This is a genomic window from Pseudorhodoferax aquiterrae, assembly GCF_014652235.1.
Lineage (GTDB): Bacteria > Pseudomonadota > Gammaproteobacteria > Burkholderiales > Burkholderiaceae_C > Pseudorhodoferax > Pseudorhodoferax aquiterrae.
On record NZ_BMYK01000002.1, the window covers coordinates 339,687 to 358,410 of the forward strand.

Genomic DNA, 18,724 nt, shown 5'->3' on the forward strand with positions numbered 1-18,724 from the left:
CTTCAAGCGCCTGATGCGCGCTGCGCCCCGGCCGGAAGCCGTAGCTGTGCTCGCTGAAGGTCGGATCGATGAGCGGTTGCAGCACCTGCAGCAGGGCCTGCTGGATCAACCTGTCCACCACGGTGGGAATCCCCAATTCCCGCGTCCCTCCGCCCGGCTTGGGTACCCGGAATAGTGGCGGCTTCTTCCGCGCCGTTCTGCTGCGCAACCTGCGGGCTTTCCTCGGGTACGTCTGCCTTCGTGAAGATGGTAGGCATCCAGCCGGTGCCCTTCGCCAGCCGCTCGGCCTCGCTGGCAATGTCGGCCTTCTTGAGCTTTGCCAGCCGGTGGACGCTCTCGGGCGCGAACTCGCCCACGGCTTGCAAAACCGCCGCCTTCGCAACGTGCTTGAAATAGCCTTCCGCCGTGGGTTGCCACCATACGGCCATGTCGAGGCCCACGGCCTGCGCCAGTTCCGCGCCGGGCTGCTGCGCCGTGCCGCGCGGCGTCACCACGTCCACCGTCGAAGCCACGCACACGGCCAGCAGCTTGACCAACTCGCCTTGCTCCATCGCCAGCAGCGCGACGAACAGTGCGGCGCTGTCCTCGGGCAACTTGCCGCCCCACGCCTGCTGCAATTCGCGGAGCGCTACGGCGGCGGGTGACTCGGGCCAGTCCGGTGCCATGCCTTCCAGCCGGTCTTGAATTTTCAGGCTCACGCCCAGCGGAATATCGTGGCCGTAGTAGCGGCCCTGCAAGACGGTCTGCACCATGCCATGCACCAGCACGGCCAGCGCCACATGTGGATGCTGGGCCACCTCGATTTGCAGCGCCGCCGTGCGGTGCGCGCTCAGGCGTTGGGCCAGCCGGTCGGAAATCGCTGCGGCCTTGGGCTGCTCGTCTTCCTCGCCTTCGTCATCGTTCGCGGCGTCCGGGTCGCTAAAGCCTTGGCGCAACTTCTCCAGCGTGCGAAGGGCTTTCGCCTCGGCCTCGCGCAGCAGCCCTCGATGAATCACGGCCTCGCCGTTGCGGTCGATGGTGACGATGGCACCGGCTGCGGCCTTCACATTCGCGCCGTATCCCTGCAAGCCTTCTTCCAGTGCCTGCAACTGCTCGCCCAGGGCTTCGCCTTCCTCCTGCAAGGCATCGGCCTTGTCCTCGTCGTCGGCGTCCATCGCGGCATCCACCGCTTCGGCCACCTCCTGCATCTTGGCTTGCAGCTTCTCGATGCGCTGCGCTTCGCGCTTGTTGGGTTCGCGCCGCTCCCTCGGGGCGCGCTGGAAGGCGTGCAGGTCGGCATGGGTCATGCCCGGCGTGGCATCGGCCCAAGCCCAGCCCTCGGCCTTCACCTCGGCGGCGATGCCCGCCAGCTTGTCCTGTGCCAGCCGTTCCAGCAATGCAGCATCAGTCAGGTACACGCCCGCGTCATCCTCCGCGAACAGGTCGCGGCGGATACCGCCGCCCTCCTGCTCGTAGGCGTCCAGCCCGACGAAGCGCACCAACGGATGCCGGTAAGCGTCGATTTCCCGTTCGGTGAGGCGTTCGCGCAAATGCGAAGGGTGGCGTTGCCACTGCGGGGCGTCGTAGAAAGCGGCTTCCTGCGCCGCGTGGTCATCCGTTCCGGCCAGGGCCATCAGCTGGTCCAGGCTCACGGCGTCGGCCCGATAGTCGGCCATCAGGCGCGGGGAGACATTCGCCAGCTTCAAGCGGCGCTGCACGACCAGCGGCGTGACACTGAAATCCGCCGCAATGTCCTCGATGGGCCGGCCTTCGGCCACCAGTGTCGCGAAGGCTTCAAATTGGTCTGCCGGGTGCATGGCTTCACGCTGCACGTTCTCGGTGAGGCTGGCCGTGCGCGCAGTGCCATCGGCCACCTGCAGGCAAGGCACGTCCCAATCCTTGGCGATGCGGTGCTTCTTCGCCAGCAGCTTCAACGCGGCCAGCCTGCGCCCACCGGCCACCACCTCGTAATGCAGGCCATCGGCGGCGGGAATCACGATCAGGTTTTGCAGCAGGCCCACGCGCTGGATGGATGCGGCCAGTTCAGGGATGGACATGCGCGGGGTCTTGCGCACGTTGCGGCCCGTGCGGCGCAGCACCAGACGCGACAGCGGCACCAGGATCATGTACTTGCTCGGGTCGGCGGCTTGCAGCACGTTCGCGGCGCTGCTGGCTGCGGTGTTGACGGCGCGGGCTTCGGTGGTGGTAACGGCGTTCATGGCGAATCTCCAATCAAGTGAAACAAGGGAATGGAGGGGAACCGCCCCTCCGGCGGGGGAACGGTTCAGGCCTTGAGGGCGCGCATGCCATCGGCCAGCAGCCACAGGGCGCGATTCAGGCGAATGTCGGAATCAATGCCCTGCACGGGGCGGGTTTGCTGCCTGCGGCCATTGGCGGCGCGGCCATGCAATCCGCCCTTGGTCAGGTTCTCCTGCGTGCGGTTAAACACGCTCCACAAGTCGGGGCGGCGATCCTCGAAGCGGCGCGGCATCAGGATTTGCGATTCCGTGACGGGCGCGGGCTTGTTCGGGTCGTCGTACTTCAAAGCCAGCGCGGCACGGGCGAACACTTCGGATTCGCCATCGTCCAAGGTGATGCCGCGCATCAGGTCGCGGGACTCCTGCACCCGGTCAAAGCCGCGCAGAACCTCGAAGGCGCCTTCGATGACTTGGCCCGCCACGTCGCCTTTGTGAGGCACGCGCACATCGGCAAAGGTGTCGCCGCACACCAGCCCATTGGCGCAGATAAATCTGAATTGCCCGGCCAGCATCTGATAGCTGCTGGTGCCATCGTGCGAGTTCAGCAGCACGATTTCGTTAGCTTCCGCGCCGTTGATCTGGCTGGCGTGGCGTAGGCGCAGCAGGTGTTTCGTGTGTTCGCGCCGCCTCTCGTTGCGTACACGGGTCTGGCACACCATGAAGGGCTGGAAGCCTTCTTTGCGAAGCTCAGTCAAAACCGTAGCCGTGGGGATGTAGCTGTATCGCTCCGAACGGCTCTCATGCGGGGAGTCCGCGAAGATGGACGGGGCCACGCGCCGGATTTGGTCATCCGACAGGGGATAGTCGGAACGCAGTGCGGGGGAATGGTTTGCGAAACGGGATGCGAGCATGTCTTTCTCCTGACTTGGCTGTTGAAGAAACACCGGATTCCTAGATTCGGAGCCCAGCCTTTCGGCTGTTCGGTGCAGTCGGCACGAGGAACCCGGTTGGCCCTGTTGCCACCGTCTTTCCTGAGTTCATCGCCCGCGACGGTCAGGAGCGCGCGGACGGGGGCCGTCAAGGAGACAAGCGCAGGGTTGGTGCGGCCCGCAGGCGCAGCCGAGGACACGGCCCTGCGCGCCTTGACGGCACACGGCCGCGGGCTACAGTCGCGGACAAGGTGATGAGTCAGGGAAGACGGCTGGACAAGGCAACGGCCCCTCAACACGCCGACCGCACGGCAAGCGAAGCGCGCAGGCCCGAAGCTGGAAGCCGGGCCGGAGGCGTCAGCCGACCGGAGGGAGGGGACGATGGAAGCCCGTCAGGGGCGAAACCCCGCAGGGGGTTCGATGCGCAGCACGACAGCGCGACCGGCCATCTCCCAGGTGGCCGGGGACGTCCACATGACTTCAACGAAATCCCCTTGGACTGCTACTCGCCCAGCCATCGGCACAATGGCAATGACATGGACATACGAGCCCTACAAGACGATGAACTGATGGCCCAGGCCCGAGACTGGCGGCAACGGGCACTGCGCGGAGAAAAAAACGCACGCGGCTTTGCGCACGAACTGGAATGCGAAGTGCGTCGGCGCTTCCCCAAGAACGACAGGCCCTTGACGCTGCCGCCCGTGCGCCTGCTGGGCACGGTGTCGCAGCCTATCCAGCGTCGATGGAAGCCCTGGTGAACGCCCAGGGGGAGTAGAGAAAAGGGGCGTGGCGCCCCTTGACAGAATCAGAAGACGATCCGCCCCGCCAGCCGCGCATCCCGCGCATAGGCACTCAGCCGCTTCTCGGCACGAAAGTGCAGATCGCGCTCGATCGGCAACCCCAGCCGCCCGCGCACGGTCGCCAGTTCCTGCAGGCTGACCCAGCCCAGCTCGGGCATCCCCAGGCCCAGATCGCACAGACCGAAAGCATGGTCGTGATCGTCCGGGTCGATCTCGGTCAGCAGCCAGGTCGCGCCGGCATCCGGTGTGAACAGCTTGAGCACAGGGGCCGGATCAAAGTCCGACGTTTCGGTGGATTGCCGGCCGTTGGCCAGCAGCAGCGCACGCTGCTCGTCGGTGATGAATGCGCAGTTCATGGTGAACTCCTGAAGGATGCCGGGCGGAATTGCCCAGCCCTTCCGGGGCACGGCGCAGCGCAAGCAGTCAAGGGTCATCGACGGCCGCAGGCCGCAAGCGCCATCGGCGCGCAGCCCTTGACGGCGAGCACGCCGTGGCACGATGAAGGAAACAGCAAGCCGCCCCTCCAACGAAGGCACGGACTGGCAAGCGAAGCGCGCAGCGCCACAGGCGCGGAGAAACCCGCACCGGGCGCAGCAGAAAAAATGCGCCGCCCCCGCAAGGACGACGCACCGAAGGCTGCGCAGCGCGATCAGTTCGCCGCCGGCACCGTCATCGACTGCAACTGCTCGATCACGCCAGGCTCAACGAACACGCAAGCCTGCTCGTCCGCGATCGGCACGTTGAACAACTGCGCGAACACCGTGCGTCGCAGATGGGCCAGCCGGCCCGTCCGGTATACCTGTTCGGGCTTCATGCGCCCGCCGGCCTGCGAGCCGCTGCGCTGCGGATCGCATTCGACCAGCGCGACAAAGCCATCGTCGGACAGCTTCTGATGCTCGGGGCACAGACCCCAGCCCGTCTTCGTATGGCGCTCCATGCTGGCGCGCAGGCGCTTGTCCAGCAGGATGGTGCCGGTATCGAACGCCGTGCCGCAAACGAGGCAAACGTGCTGTTCGAGGGAAACGTGTGATTTATCGTTCATGACGATCTCCGGTTGCACGGGCGGAATTGCCCGGAACCGTCGCCCCCACGGCGTAGCGCAGCAGTCAGGGGTCGCAGACGGCCGCCAGGACGCAAGCGCGCACAAGCGCGCGCCGCCCTTGACGGCGAGAACGCCGTGATACGGTGAAGGGAACAGCAAGACCGCTCACACCCGCCCACTGCAAACACCCACCTTTAGGCAAGCGCAGCGCGCAGGCCCGGATCAGCGAGCCGGGCCGGAGGCGTCAGCCGAGTGAAGCGAGGGAACGATGAAAGCCCGAATGGGGCGAAACCCCGCAGGGGATTCGATGCGCAGCACGACAGCGCGACGACGGCACGCCGGGACGCCCGAATGCGAGGAACAGAACTACTCGCTGTCCGTCTTGCGCTGCTCGATTTGCAACCGCGCCCGCTCGGTCGCCTGCTGCAACCGCTCGCCCAGCACGGCGCGCGGTGGCAAGCTGGTCAGGTACTCGGCCACGTGGATGCCCGACTTGTCCAGTTCCAGCAGCTCGATCTGCTCGGACTTCTTGCCGGTGCAGAGGATGATCCCCAGCGGTGAGGCTTCTTCGGACTCCCGCTCGTGCAGGTCGAGCCAGCGCAGGTACAGCTCCATCTGCCCCTTGTAAGCGGCCTTGAACTCGCCGACTTTCAACTCCACTGCCACCAGCCGCCGCAGCTTGCGGTTGTAGAACAGCAGGTCGAGGTGAAAGTCGTCGCCGTCGATCTGGATGCGCTTCTGACGGGCAACGAACGTGAAGCCCACGCCCAGCTCCAGCAGGAAGGATTCCATTTCGCGGATGATCGCGGCCTCCAAGTCGCCTTCCTGCCAGGTGTCTCGCAGGCCCAGGAAATCGAGGATGTACGGGTCTCGCATGACCAGAGCGGGCGACATGCGCTGCGCATCGCGCATCCTCGCCAGCTCTTGCGCAATCGTCTCGTCCGGCTTTTGAGATAGCGCCGTGCGCTCGTACAGCATCGAGTCGATGCGCTCGCGCAGCGTCCGCACGCTCCAGCGCTCGATGTTGGCCATCTGTGCGTAGTAGTCTCGCTGGAGCGGGTCTTTCAGCGGCAGCAAGGCCACGAAATGCGACCAGCTCAATTGTCGTGACAGCGTCACGACAATTGGCTCGTCCGTGTAGGTAGCCGCGAACTGCACCATCCGGCGCAGGTTCTTGTCCGCGAAGCTGCGGCCGTAGTCCTGCACAAGCTGCGCAGCCAAGGTCGGCAGGATCTCATCACCGTATCCGGCCCGCTGACCAGCCAGCACTTCCGTGTGGATGCGCTGGCCGATGCGCCAAAACAGCAAGGTCAGCTCGGCGTTGACCGCTGACGCGGCGCGCTGCCGCGCCGCGTCGATCAGTACTCGAATGTCGCCCAGCAGCGTGGCTGGTGCCACAGATGACGCCACGGCTGCTTTGCGCCTGTTCATGCCGTGACCTCCTTCTGGTCCTGCATCAGATTCGGCGCAGCCCGCTTGGAATCAGGCGGCACGGCGCGCGTGGCGGCTTTGCGATGCCGGAATGGACGGTAGTTACCCAGGCTGGTGCGGGTCTTGTCGTCGTCCGTGACCACAGGAGACGGCTTCGGCAGCGCAGCCGGCGCATGGCCGTCGATGGCGCCCCGGCGTAGGGTGGCCACTTTCTCGGCAGCGGCACGCACCGGGTCATCCTCTGCATGGACATACGCCATGAACTGCGTGACGGTCTTGTGCGCAGTCAGCGCCATGCCGACCTTGATGGGGATACCGGAGTTGGCAATGTCGGTCGCCGCACGATGACGGATGCCGTGTGTTCCGACATGCGCTACCTCTGCGCGGCCTAAGATGCGCTTCCAGCCGTTGTAGTACGTGCTCTCGGGCAATGGCTTCTTGGCATCAAAGATGGCTGGACACACGTAAGGCGAGTTGTCGATGCGGGGCGCATTGCGCAGCAACTGGTACGCCGCCTCGCTCATCGGCTTGGACATATCGCCCGTCTTGCTGTCAGACCAGACGACCCGGCGATTCTCGAAATCCACCCAAGCCCATTCGAGCGTGCGGATTTCGGTCATCCGCGCGGAAAACTCGAATTGCAGGCGAACCGCCAGCGTCACGGTCGGATGCTCCAACCCCAGGGCATCCGCACGGTCGAGGTAAGCATAGAGCCGCCCCAGTTCCTCGTTGTTGATATACCGCGTCTCGCCGTCCTCGCGGTACTTGGGGACGTGTCGGCATGGATTGGAGCCGTCAGGCCGGTAGCCCCACACCTCGGCCATGTTGAACATCTTGCGCAAACAGGCCAGAACCCGATTGGCCGTAACGCCGATCTTTGCCTTGTCCTTCATCAGCGTGGTGATGTGCGCCCGCGTTACGTCCGGCACCTTGAGCTTGCCCAGGGTAGGCAGGATGTGGCGGTCGATGTAGCCCTGGTAGGAATCGACCGTCCGGGGCTTGTTGCGCGGCTTGGAGTATTCCTCGATGAACTGCCCGCACAGTTCCTTGACCGTCGGGGCCATGCGGGCAGCCAGCTTGGCGGCGCTGGGGTCGTCGCCCTTGCGCACGTCGGCCAGCCAGTCCTGTGCGATCGACCGCGCTTGCTCGACGGTCAGCTCGCCGAACTGGCCGATCTTCGGCTTGCGGCGCTCGCCCCAGTTCGTGCGGTACTGGAGCATGAAGACCTTGCGGCCGTGGGCGGTGACTTTGCAGAGAAAGCCGGGGACAATGGTATCCCGCAGTTCGTAATCCTTGCCGGTGACTTCTGCCGTATCGACAGCGGATTTGGTGAGTTTGATCTTAGCCATGACGCCTCCTAGTTCGAGATCGAACGCAGGAACCAGCCAGGAGCCACGGCATCAGAATGTCTGCCGCAATCGGTCTGGTCTAGGCGTAAGGCTAAACGGGACTAGCCTCTTGGAAAACCAAGCGCAGCAAGGCTCTGCGGGTTCCAGCGTGGTCTCATGCTAGTCTCGGGACTCAATCTCAAAATCCCCCACCGAAAGGTGTGCCGGTTCGATTCCGGCCCCGGGCACCATAGACAAGCCGCTACAAAATCAAGAGCGTTTGGCGCATCGTAGGCGCAACCGTTGGCGCAATAGCTCACCCCGAAGCCCTCGGACTTGCCTAAATTTCGGGCACCTCTGAAGCATCCGGCGCGATCTTCACGCGCTTGAACTCCCGGGCGGTCAAGCCCCTGTCGTCGTTGTAGCGGTCGGTCATTGCCTGGTTGGTGTGGCCCAGCAGCGCCTGAGTGTCCACGCCCTGGGCGCGGTAGAGGCGCTCCGACAGGGATCGAAGTTCGTGCAGCGACGGCCACTCGCCCGGCCCGTAGGTGTCGCGCTCGAATGCGGCGCGCATAATCTCGGTGAAGCGGGCCGATAGGTTCGACTTCTCCAGCGGCAGCCCGCTGGCCTGACGCAGCAGCGTCGGCCCTGGCGCCGCGTAGCCCCGGCAGATCTCGATCACCTCGCCCAGCTTCAGGCCGATCGCATCCAGCCGCAGCGACAGCGGGATCGCCAGGCGCGCGCCATAGCCCTTCCCCGCTTCCTTCTGCTGCTCGACGTGCAGGTGGCCGTCCACCACGTCGTCAAACCGCATCTTGGCCAGGTCGGCCCGGCGCTGGCCAGTAGCCAAGCCCAACAGCACCATCGGCGCCACCCAGCCCTGCGGGTGCAAGACGGCCTGCTCGGCCACCGCATCGAAGGCCTCGAGGCTCAACCGCTTGCGCTGGATCTTCGGGCGCACCGAGTCCAAGGCCAGAACCGGATTGCTGTCGATCCACTCGTCCAGCACCGCCTGCTTGCACACGTCCTTCATCAGTGCCTGGACGCGCGCGCGAAGGCTGGCGGTGCCGAGGCCGTCCTGCAGCGCCGCCAGGATGGTGCGCGGCTTGAGGCTGCGGATCGGCATGCCACCCCACAGCCGATCCACGTGCTTGAGGTTGGACGCCGTGTTGACGCGCGTGGCCGGCTTCAGCGTCTTGCGCGCCAGGATCTCCCGGTAGACCACGAGCCATTGGCTGACGGTTCGGTCTTCGCCGGCGCCTGCGCGAGCTGGTGCGCGCGGCTGAGGCTCCTGCCCGGCCGTGACGCGGCCGGCGGCCACCGCCTTGCGGATCATCTCGAGCAGATCGCCGCCCAGCTGGCTCGCGTCAACATGGAGCGTGAGGTGCACCGCGATGGGCGCCGGCGTTCCGCTCACTTGCGCGGCCAGGCCTGCTGCATCAGTCCTGCATCAGCTGCGTGGCCTTCAGCTTGTCGCGCGAGCGCTGCACCGTGCTCCGCCAGTCGTCCACCTGCAGCTGCCAGGTCTTCGAATACGGCTGTGCAGGCGGTGATGTACTCTGCACGGGCGGCAGCGGTAGATCGCTCGATGCGGGCTGGCAGACCGGCGAAGTCGCCGCGCAGCCCTGCAGTAGTGCCGCGAAGGTCAAGCAGGCTGCGAGACAGATCTTGCTGGGCCGCGGTGTTTCGCTGGCCCAGTGCCTGGAAGTCGGCGAGTGCATCGTTGAGTCCTTTCTGGAAGCCAGCCATGTCGGCGACGGCCTGCCGGGTGCCGTCCAGCTCGGTGCTCGTGGCCTGGTGCTTGAGTTGCTCGATCTGCAGGCCGTAGCGCTGGCCCTGAGCCCACCACGCGCCGCCGGCGCCGATGGCCAGGGCAGCCCCGGCGGCCGCGAGGTGGGTGTAGAGCGAAATCACTTCCGCCTCCAGATTTCGTACGGGCAGTTCGCGGCGTTGTGGCCCGGCTTGCCGCAGGCGCAGCACCAAGCTGGCGGCTGCGCCAGGGCAAGAGGGATGCGCCACCACATCGGCAGCATGGCCCAGAAGACTGCGTTCACAGCCGGCCCCAATCGCTGAGCGCAGCTTGGCCCGAGCCGATGAGGTGCCGGAGCGCCGGCGACATCCGCTCCATGTCGTCCGGCCACGGCCCGGCCACCTTCCGGGCGGCGTAGTGGTCGACGGCGCGCGCCAGGAGACCGCTCGGGCTGTACGGCCACGGCCGGCTCCAGCCGAGCGACGCGCCAACCGCCTCGCAGCAGGTCCAGCGGCCTCGCTCCTCGGCCACCACCCCCCACCAGAAGCGCACCATCGCGCCGTAGTCGTAGCCCTCGCCAGCGTGATCTGCAAACCAGCGGTGCGCCCGCGCGCCGAGTGCGCCAGGCAGTTCGTAGAAGTCCCAGGCCTCGATGCCGCCGCTGTAGCCGATGGCCTTGATTCGGACACCCTCCCCCATCACGGCGCTCGCGCTGAGGCCGTTGGGCAGGATCAGCTCGACGTGGCTGTAGGGGCCATGGTCCAGGCGCTTGCCGATAGCATGCGAGACCGGGCCGAACAGCGTTGGCCGGGCGGTCTTCTTGAGCGCGAGTCGCAGCCTCATGGCGAGGACCTCGCCAGCAGGCCGGCCGAGAAGTGGCCGTCTCGGCCCCACTCCGCGCACAGCTCGTTCGTGGTGTCGCGCCGGTCCACCAGGCCGGGCAACTTGGTTCGTTGACCGGCCACCGTGCCGTAGACCCAGCGCGGCATCTGAGCGCACGCGCCGACCAAGTCGCCAGCGTTGGCCAGGCGGCGCATGCTGCTGTCCGCCACGGCCTGCGCTCCCACGTTGTAGATCATGTCCAGGATGGACGCGCGCACCCAGACGTTGTAGGTGACCCAGTGCACGAACAGCCGCTTCGCGTCGCGCTCGGCCTGCAGGTAGCGCGGGAGCTCAAGGCGATGGCAGTCGTCGGGCGTGTAGTAGCGGTCGGCCACCACGTCCGGCCCGGTGACGCCGTTGCAGACGGTAAGGGGCTGGCCGCGGCCGAGCCGGTCGACGTACGGCTTGCCGATGTGCCGGCCGCTGCTCTCGAAGTGCGCGCCCAGCTCCATCGCCAGCAGCACCTCCGCGCTGGGCTGGCTCGCCACGTAGGCCCCTCCGGCGAGCGCCACGCTTGCTGCAGCGGCCAGCAGGCGCTTGCGAAGTGCCGGGCTCACGGCAGACTCCTGGGCTGCGCGACGATGCGCGCGGCGGCGGCTGCCAGCGACACGACCACCGCGGCGCCAGCAAACCACCCGCTGGGGCGTTCCGGCGCCACGAAGGGCAGCGCGAACTCCACAGCTGACAGCCCGGCCGAGAGGATGGCCAGACGCACGCTCCATGCGCGCCGCACCAGCCGAGGCCAATCGTCCAGCAGCTTCACTTTCCCTCCCCTCGCCCACGGCGCTCGGCCTCGAGGTTCTCGACTCGGAAGCGCAGCAGCGCCATCTCGCTGGCCATGGTCACCGCCTGGGTGTTGCCTGCCTTGAGCGTGATCTGCATGTCGACCATGTTGCGGCCGAGCTCGTCGACCTTGAACCACATGCTGACCAACGCCAATGCGATGGCACTGGCCCCCGAAAGTAGCCACGGGAGCGGAATGCGGAAATCGACGATCCGCGTCACCTTCAAGGCGCCGCTGTCGTGGTTGTTGTCTTCGGACATCAGTGCCTTATTCGCCGGCCATGGCCAGCAGTTGGAACAGGGCCGGCGGAGAGATGCCAGCGAGGACGCCGCCCGAGCCCGGCGGGAGGATGGGCGGCTGTGCGGCCAGCGTCACATTCCCGGTGATGACGTTGCTAACGCCGTCGTTGTTGACTGCCCGCACATCTACCGTATCCGTCGCCAGCGGCGTACGGCCCTCGATCAGCCGGGTCAGCGTCAAGCCAACGCTCTGCCACGCCCCCCCGTTCAGCGAGAGTTCGTAGCGAGTTGGGCTGTTGCTCGCGGCGCCCCAGGCTGCGATGTAGCTCAGGTGGGTGACCTGCGAGAAAGAAACCGACCCCGCCATCACCGGAGGAACAACCGGAGTGAGGACGGTCAGCACCGCGACTACGCTGGTGTCCTCGCCGGCCGAGTTCTTCACGACACAGTAGACCTGCGCGCCGTTGTCCTGGGCCGCAAGAGCAGGCGTCGTGAAGGTTTTCCCGGTCACGCCGCTTACCAGCGCGCCCTTGAAGTACCAATCCACCGTGAAAGGCTCGGTGCCGTTCGCGGTTACCGTGAAAACGGCCGTCTGACCCACGTTTCGCGTCTGGCTTTGTGGATCGGTTGTGATCTCCGGGGCGTAGATGATGGCGTCGACAGTGACACGGGCCCACCGCGTGTACACCGTGTCGGCTTCGTTCGTCACGCGCCCGCGATACTCGCGTCCGTCGTCCGCCAGGGCCAGCGCCGCAGTCGTCAGCGTCGACGCCGTCGCGCCTGATACTGCGGTGCCGTTGCCAGTGTCCCCTTGCGGACGAGTGAACCACTGAATCGTGTTCGTGCCACCGCCGTTCGTGGCCTCCAGCGAGAACACGGCGCTCTCACCTTCCGTCACGGCGTCGTCTGCAGGCTCCGTCGTGATGGTGGGGGCGGCGATGGGCGCGTTCACTGTCAGGACGGCCACGTCACTGGTATCGCTGCCGGCAGAGTTGGACACGAAGAAGGAGATCTGCGCGCCGCTGTCCGCGGCGTCACAGTCCGCGATGGTGTAACTGGCCGTGCCGGAACCGACCACAGCGCCCGGAACGTTGACGCCATCCCGCCGCGCCTGGACAGCGATCGGCGCCGTTCCGGTGAACGAGATCGTGAAGACGGCGTCCGCGCCATCCTCCACGGTCAAGTCATCAGGCTGATTCGTGATCTCCGGTGCGACCACCACCGCCGGCTGCGTCCACGCGGAGCTCGAGACGATGGCGGAATCGCCATCAGGATGGTCGTGGTAGACATGCGCGTAGTAGGTCTGCGTCGCGGACAAGCCCGACGCGGAAAATGCCCGGGCACCAGGGCTGGAGGGAACTTGGCTGCCGGCCCACGGCGCAGCGACTCCAGCGTGCGTTTGGCCCGCGTCGATCTGGGCGGTCGTCGGCTTCGTTGCGCTCGTGCTGACGACTCCGCGGAGCGTGCCGCCGGAGCGTGTCGTCGTGGCGGTGATCTGGGCCGTGCCGGAGCTTGTTGCCACGCCGCTGACGCCGGAGACTTCCGGTGGTCCGGCAGGCTCTTCTGCCTCAGGCGCGGTCGGGTTTCCGGTGGTCTCGGTGACGGTGACCGATCCACCGGTCACGGTGCGGGGGCCGCCGGAGTTGGTGAGTAGCAGGGACGCCGCGTAGGTGCCAGGCGGCACGCCGGTGAAGGTGACGGTGTAGCTGGAGCTTCCAACGTCTATGGACTGGACAAGGTCAGACGCACCATCCAAGGTGACGGTGCCGCTCGTCGCGCCGGTTTGCGTGCCTGTGACCACCACGGTCTGTCCAGAAGGGAGCGACACGTTGATGGTGCCGGTGGGCAATGCGACGCCCGCGGTGCGCTGGAACGGCCCGCGATCCGGCACGCTCGAACGGTTCAACCCGTTCATGTCCAGCGTGAAGTTCGCCGAATCGTCCGCCGTGTCGATCAGCGCACCGCCGGCCGCCGGCCGGTAGCCGCCCGCGTCGAATGCGGCGGAGGTCAGCCCGGTGGCAAAGGTGCCGGCGTTGTAGCTAGTTCCGGATCCTCCCCGCGTGTAGGTGCCGGTCACGGAATTGCTCCCGCTGGCGGCAATCGACAGCGCTTGCACGTTGCCGGTGTGCTCGTTCAGCACATCGCCCACGATGACGTTGTTGCGGATCGCAGGGCCGCCAACCCCGCCGGCGATCCGCACAGCGAGCTGCGGCCCGCTGAAAACGTTGCGCTCCACACAGGCGTTGTAGGAGAACACAGCCGCGGCCAGCGTCGTGCTTCCGGTCGCCTCAATCACACAGTCCTGCAGGAAGTAGTCGGCGAACGCAGCCGGGACCGCGGACCCGCGAAGCACCGTGATCAGCGGCTGCACCGAGTTGCTGCCATTGATCCAGCAACGGCGCATGCCGCCGCGCACTGTCCCCGTCCCGCCGAGGTAGATCGGGTATCGGCCAGACGTGGTACTCGCCGCCGTGATCAGGAAGTCCTCGAAGATGAAACCATTCGAAGACAGCAGGCCGTTGTTCGCGCCGACATTGATCGTGAGCTTGATGCCTCCCGCGGGCCGTGAGTGCGAGTTCGGATGCAAGCTGCGCCATCCCAGGCCAGGCTTTGGCCGCACGATGATGGGGTGCTCCGCATCCGTGTTGGCGTTGGCCCAGTCGACCGTGTTGTTGTTGATCGTCACGTCGACGGCGACGTTGAGGTAGACGATCTGGTCGTTGGCGACAGGGTTGAGTGCGACGAGCGCGGTGCGCGCGTCCTGCCAGGTGGCGAAATCGCCGCTGGGGCCGAGCTCGTAGTGGACTTCGGTTGCCATGGTCAGCCTTGTCGATCAGGGGGTCGGGGGCGCGTTGACGAAGCCCATGGAAGCGATGCGATAGCCGCAGTTCCAGTAGCTTTCCATGCCCTTGTCCGTGGGGTACAGGGCTGCAGACGTGGCGAACCGGTCCAGGTAGAAGCTCTTGAACAGGTTGATCGCCGCATCAAGGTCCGGATTGGGGTAATCCGTGGCGAAGACGGCTTTGTGGATGGACGGCCATTGCGCACGGTTGTGCTGCGGCGCGTCCCATTCCGTTTGGGGGTTGGCGTCCTCTCGGAAGAAGCTGATGTCGCCGTTGGACCCGAGACGCGCAGGCACCTCGTACCAGCTGGCCGGCATCATTGCGGACGTCACCGTGGTGCCCGACGGGTAGTCCTGGGTGCAGATCATGTGCCCGGAGAAGCTCGCCGAGTCTGCGTAGTGCGCTTGGGTGCCCAGCACCCAATCGACACTGGCTTTGTCCAACGAGTGGATCACCATGCCCAGGACGCGCTCGCAGCCGATCGAGCGCGCTTTCATGGTGTCCCACATGCCGGTGGTCTTCATCAGCATGGCCACCAGGCCGGTGTAGAAAAACTTGTTGCCGCCCACCTCCACCGCCACAGCGCGGGTGCTGCCCTGGGTCATCGGCGCGCCGAAGCGCTTGATCCCTTGAAAGTACAGACCGGGGTCGTCGTTTTGGAACGTCGGGATCCAGAGGTCGGTGTGCATCTTCTCCATTTCGGTCTGCATGCCGGACTCGACCTGCTCCCGCGTGTAGGTGAGCGGGTGATCAGCCGCGCAGAACCAGGACCACAGATGGGTGCACCACCGCCAGGCGAACGGTCGATTGCCGTAGTAGGTCTCTGTGTCGGCGGCCATGCTTCGGGCGCCAAGGCGCGCCATCCACTGCATGTCGTAGTGGTGCCGCTGGAGCACGACGTGCACGGGGCTGCGGAACGCCATCAAAGCGATGCCGGCATGCGTGTAGCCGTGGTGCTCTCCCTCGGGCAACTGGTAGCCGTAAGGGTTGCGGCCGGTGGAATCCCGGCAGTCCTTGACGTTCTTGTTGCTACTGCGGGAAGCGCCGTAGTACTCGATACGCCGATGCAGATTGGTGCTGTCCGAGCCGGACCCGTAGTACCCGGTGCGTTGCGCCCACAGGCGAGCCAGCGTCTCGTTTTTGGGCAGACCCTCGCCGGTGCGCGGGTTGCGCACGAAGCACCCGGCCACGTTCGCGTAGTTCTTGCACCACTCCCATGCCAGCGTGCGCCAAGGAACCTGCCCTTCCAGCCGGACGCCCTCGCGGTCCGACAGGAACATCGTGATCGTGGCCGGAAGGACGGCACGGTCCGACCGGCTGCCGCCAGGGGCCGGGTAGATGTCGATGCCGCCCCGCGATCCGGGCTCGTACGCGTAGCCCCAGCCCCACGGCTGGAACGGCTTGGTGCCGCCGTTTGGGTTCGCGCAGTAGGGGTCGATCGGCTCCATCCGTGGCTGCGTGCTCTTGGCGCGCGGCCACGGGGCCATGGAATAGATCATGCCCAGGTGGTCGAACTGCAGGCCGCTGTCGGCCAGCAGGTGGTCCAGGGGGTTGAACGTCACAGGCCGCTTGCCCTGCATCGGCCGCAGCGCGTCCTCCTGGACCCCCCAGAACCAGTTCGCTGGCATGTCGGCCGGGGTATCGCTGCTCCAGATGATGGGCTGCGCGCAGTTCCAGTGCGGCCGGATCACGGCACCGGCATCGCCCCACTTCGGCCCCGTCGCGCCGCTGCTCGCCGCGCCGGTGGCCGGGTCGTAGTACTGGTCTTGGGCCAGAGACTTGTCATTGACGGGCTTGCCGTCATGCAGCTCGCAGCGCCCCACCTCGACGTTGGTGTCGCTGCGGTAGTACAGCTTGAAGGGAGCCGGATATGTGGAATGCCGCGGGTTGTTCTTGTCGTAGACCTGGGCGTTGCTCGAATTACCGAACGCGGGGTAGGTCGACCAGTCGCCAGGCGCCGAATCAACCGGGCGGCAGAACACCATGATCTGCTCGAGCGGGCGATCGCCGGTTCGAGAGCACCCTGCATGCGCACGGAATAGGTGGAAGCCGAAGATGTGCGTCCCGTGCGTGATCTCCTGTGAACACCGCCACCATGCGACGTCGCCCAACGCGGCCGCCAGCTGCGGGTGCTGCATCACCAGATCGGGACCGCGGTCGTCAAAGGTGACCGTCTGCTGCGCGCCGGCCGATCCCGTCGCCCAGCTCTCGAGCACCACCGTCTTGGGCGTCTGGCTGTGCCAGAGCGGGGCCGCCGGGCCGGTCCCGGACGGCAGGAACGCTGGTGGGTTGATGACGATGTTGACGGCGTCACCATCCTCGGCTGTGGGGTTCGTAGACCGGGTGAAGTCCAGCACGTTGCCGTTGGCATCGAGCGGGCGCCCCTCGGCATCGGTGGAGGCCGGCACGCCGTAGCTGCCTTGCACCCAGCGCGTCTGGCCGGCATTGCTGATGCGCGCCACGCCAGGCGCAGCCGTGATGTCGGCCGCCAGTCGAACTCGCGCGTTGCTCGCCACACCAAAATTTCGGACGGCGGCACCGACCGACGACATGGTGCCGGTCAGGTCGTAGTCGCGGAACGTCGTACCGCTGGCCCAGTTGCCTGTCTTTGCGATGAACCGCCGGGTCGCGCCCAGGTTGGTGATGAGCAGCTCGCACCATGCGAGCTTGGTCGTGGCCAGTGCGAGGCCGGCGCTGAGGGTCGAGTCGAATGCCAGCGTCATCTCAAGCCCCCGTGTAGCGAGTCAAGAAGTACTCGTTGGTGGCTGAGCCGGGCATGATCAAGATCCACTGCCCTTTCTGCGACACGGACAGCGAGCCGACCGACGCGCCCGCGTGGAAAAGGGTCACACCGGCGGCCGGCTGCACGGTCAGCGTGCCAACGTCGTGCCGGACGATCTGCGCGCTGAACCCGGTCAAACCGGTTGGAACCGTCAGCGCCGCTGCTCCGGAAACCGGGATCACGGCTCCCGCGTCGGCCTGGATCAATGTCGAATTGCCCGAGCGGATGGGTTGCACTTGAATCTCCGACGAGGACGTAGGGGTGAAGCGGGCGGCGGTGCCGACGCCGCGCAGGGTCAGCACTTCGCCGGCGTCGTTGATGAGCTCGGAACCGCCCGGATAGGTGGCGGTGCCGGCCGCAATGGCGTCATGGATGGCCGTGATCTGCGAGGCCGTGCGCACGCCGAGATAGGCCGGAGCGACGACCGTGCCGTCAGCGACAAGCGCGCCGTTCTCGTCGACGTCGACCGTGCCGCTGCCGCCGCCGGAGCCGACGCCCAGGATCTGGCGCGCCTCCGCGGGGTTGCCGGCCTTGAGCACGGCCGCGCCCGTGACGCCTGCGCCAAGGTTCTCCAGCGCCTCGTCTGGATCGGCCAGCGTCCGAAGGTTGTCGCGCGCCTGCAGCATCCCGTCCAGCGTGCCAGCGGTTGCGCGCGCCTCCAGAAGGTCGCCCACGCCGTAGGCATAGGCGGTGCTCGTCGTCGGCGAGCCGATGCGCTCCTGCGCGCGCTGCACCGTCACGGTGTAGGCGCCCGTTGAGGTCAATTCGACCTCGTTGACGCGCATCACCTCGTGCTCGACCTCGCGCCCGTTGACCAGGCGGAACGCCGTCAGCAAGAAGAAGTCGCCATCGGGCAGCGGCAGGTCAAGCGGCCCCGGCGCCGCGCGCACGATACGGAACTGCGTCGTCGACGGCGAGACCGCATCGAGGAACGAAGTGGCGAAGTTGTTGAGTGAACGTTGCGGCATCACCGCTCCTTGATTCGCACTTGCATGTCGGCCTCGATGGCTCGGCCGCCAGCGGTGTGCGCCACCACGGTGACCTTGTGAGCGGCGCCGGCAACGCTGCCTTCGAGCCAGACCTTCACGCGGGGGTGGGTGACGTGCTTGTCCGTGGTCAGGCCTGCAGGCTCGACCGTGACGGTGGCGTTGGTGACGGTGTCGTCGTAGGGGACGAGGTCGCGGAAGTTCAGGTCGTAGTCGCGCACGTCGCGCGGCTGCTGCACGACCTTGGGCACGAACGGGACCATGAATTCCTGCGGCTCGACCGTGCGGCTGTCCGAGCGCGGCGGCACCGGCGGCAGCCACATCGGATAAGCGCCGGAGCCGTTGAGCGCGGCTCCGTTCATGCAGCCCCCAGGCGCAGCAAAGCACCGGAGCGGGCCGGAACTACTTCTGCCGGTCTACGGGCCGGCGCCGCGGTGGGGGTAGACATCGGGATCCTTTCGGATCACGGTGCCCAGAGGTGGTGTGTGCGAGGGGGATTGTTTGAGGCGCGGGGCCTCAGTGCAAGGGGGGTGTGATGGCGGCAGGCCCCGCGTCTTTTCTGGGGCGCGCCGGACTTCTGCCTAGCCCGACCCGCCTATCCCGCGGAGCAACCATCACATCAGCGGGCCGGGCTTGATTCCGGCTGTTGGCTGTAGGGATTCAGCCGAACGTGGCAGCACGGCGCGCCACCCATGCCACTGCCCAGAAAGGCGCCTATCCCTGCGTGTCCATCCACGCCGCCGCTGATGTG

Annotated in this window: 16 protein-coding genes; all 16 read right to left on the bottom strand. The window is 66.4% G+C overall.

The annotated features are described in order from the left end of the window. Positions 1 to 2: 2 nt before the first annotated feature. The gene (locus tag IE209_RS04175) at positions 3 to 2,198 is read right to left on the bottom strand and encodes a ParB/RepB/Spo0J family partition protein (protein WP_016452568.1); all 2,196 of its coding nucleotides are present in this window, start codon (positions 2,196 to 2,198) and stop codon (positions 3 to 5) included. Positions 2,199 to 2,263: 65 nt separating this feature from the next. Next, positions 2,264 to 3,088, bottom strand: coding sequence for a DUF932 domain-containing protein (locus IE209_RS04180; RefSeq protein ID WP_016452569.1), 825 nt, complete (start codon positions 3,086 to 3,088; stop codon positions 2,264 to 2,266). A gap of 823 nt (positions 3,089 to 3,911) precedes the next feature. Continuing rightward, positions 3,912 to 4,262, bottom strand: a complete 351-nt coding sequence (locus IE209_RS04185; RefSeq protein WP_016452570.1) for a DUF2958 domain-containing protein — start codon at positions 4,260 to 4,262, stop codon at positions 3,912 to 3,914. A 293-nt stretch (positions 4,263 to 4,555) separates the two neighbouring features. Then, positions 4,556 to 4,948, bottom strand: coding sequence for a hypothetical protein (locus IE209_RS04190; protein ID WP_016452571.1), 393 nt, complete (start codon positions 4,946 to 4,948; stop codon positions 4,556 to 4,558). A 366-nt stretch (positions 4,949 to 5,314) separates the two neighbouring features. Continuing rightward, entirely contained in the window at positions 5,315 to 6,379 is a 1,065-nt protein-coding gene (locus IE209_RS04195) for a PDDEXK nuclease domain-containing protein (protein ID WP_016452572.1), read from the bottom strand. Beyond that, complete coding sequence (locus IE209_RS04200) at positions 6,376 to 7,728, bottom strand: tyrosine-type recombinase/integrase (RefSeq protein WP_016452573.1); 1,353 nt, start codon at positions 7,726 to 7,728, stop codon at positions 6,376 to 6,378. Before IE209_RS04200 ends, IE209_RS04195 begins: the two co-directional genes overlap by 4 nt. Before the next feature lie 319 nt (positions 7,729 to 8,047). Continuing rightward, a complete protein-coding gene (locus tag IE209_RS04205) occupies positions 8,048 to 9,097 on the bottom strand; it encodes a tyrosine-type recombinase/integrase (RefSeq protein ID WP_189685710.1) in 1,050 nt (349 codons plus the stop codon). Between the two features lie 23 nt (positions 9,098 to 9,120). Then, positions 9,121 to 9,687 carry a hypothetical protein gene (locus IE209_RS04210; RefSeq protein ID WP_229882701.1) on the bottom strand — a complete coding sequence of 189 codons (567 nt, stop codon included), beginning with the start codon at positions 9,685 to 9,687 and terminating at the stop codon, positions 9,121 to 9,123. A gap of 70 nt (positions 9,688 to 9,757) precedes the next feature. Continuing rightward, on the bottom strand, positions 9,758 to 10,300 hold the full coding sequence (locus tag IE209_RS04215) for a hypothetical protein (protein ID WP_189685711.1): 543 nt from the start codon (positions 10,298 to 10,300) through the stop codon (positions 9,758 to 9,760). Beyond that, positions 10,297 to 10,896, bottom strand: coding sequence for a glycoside hydrolase family protein (locus tag IE209_RS04220; RefSeq protein WP_189685712.1), 600 nt, complete (start codon positions 10,894 to 10,896; stop codon positions 10,297 to 10,299). Before IE209_RS04220 ends, IE209_RS04215 begins: the two co-directional genes overlap by 4 nt. Continuing rightward, positions 10,893 to 11,102 carry a DUF7940 domain-containing protein gene (locus IE209_RS04225; protein WP_189685713.1) on the bottom strand — a complete coding sequence of 70 codons (210 nt, stop codon included), beginning with the start codon at positions 11,100 to 11,102 and terminating at the stop codon, positions 10,893 to 10,895. The genes IE209_RS04220 and IE209_RS04225 overlap by 4 nt, the downstream gene beginning before the upstream one ends. Continuing rightward, positions 11,099 to 11,383: a hypothetical protein gene (locus IE209_RS04230; protein ID WP_189685714.1), complete on the bottom strand. Its 285-nt coding sequence runs from the start codon at positions 11,381 to 11,383 to the stop codon at positions 11,099 to 11,101. Before IE209_RS04230 ends, IE209_RS04225 begins: the two co-directional genes overlap by 4 nt. 7 nt (positions 11,384 to 11,390) lie before the next feature. Next, positions 11,391 to 14,180 carry a hypothetical protein gene (locus tag IE209_RS04235; RefSeq protein WP_189685715.1) on the bottom strand — a complete coding sequence of 930 codons (2,790 nt, stop codon included), beginning with the start codon at positions 14,178 to 14,180 and terminating at the stop codon, positions 11,391 to 11,393. Positions 14,181 to 14,195: 15 nt separating this feature from the next. After that, positions 14,196 to 16,928 carry a hypothetical protein gene (locus tag IE209_RS04240; RefSeq protein ID WP_189685716.1) on the bottom strand — a complete coding sequence of 911 codons (2,733 nt, stop codon included), beginning with the start codon at positions 16,926 to 16,928 and terminating at the stop codon, positions 14,196 to 14,198. A 1-nt stretch (position 16,929) separates the two neighbouring features. After that, positions 16,930 to 17,955 carry a hypothetical protein gene (locus IE209_RS04245; RefSeq protein WP_189685717.1) on the bottom strand — a complete coding sequence of 342 codons (1,026 nt, stop codon included), beginning with the start codon at positions 17,953 to 17,955 and terminating at the stop codon, positions 16,930 to 16,932. Next, positions 17,955 to 18,335, bottom strand: a complete 381-nt coding sequence (locus IE209_RS04250) for a phage fiber-tail adaptor protein (protein ID WP_189685718.1) — start codon at positions 18,333 to 18,335, stop codon at positions 17,955 to 17,957. The genes IE209_RS04245 and IE209_RS04250 overlap by 1 nt, the downstream gene beginning before the upstream one ends. Between the last annotated feature and the right edge of the window lie 389 nt (positions 18,336 to 18,724).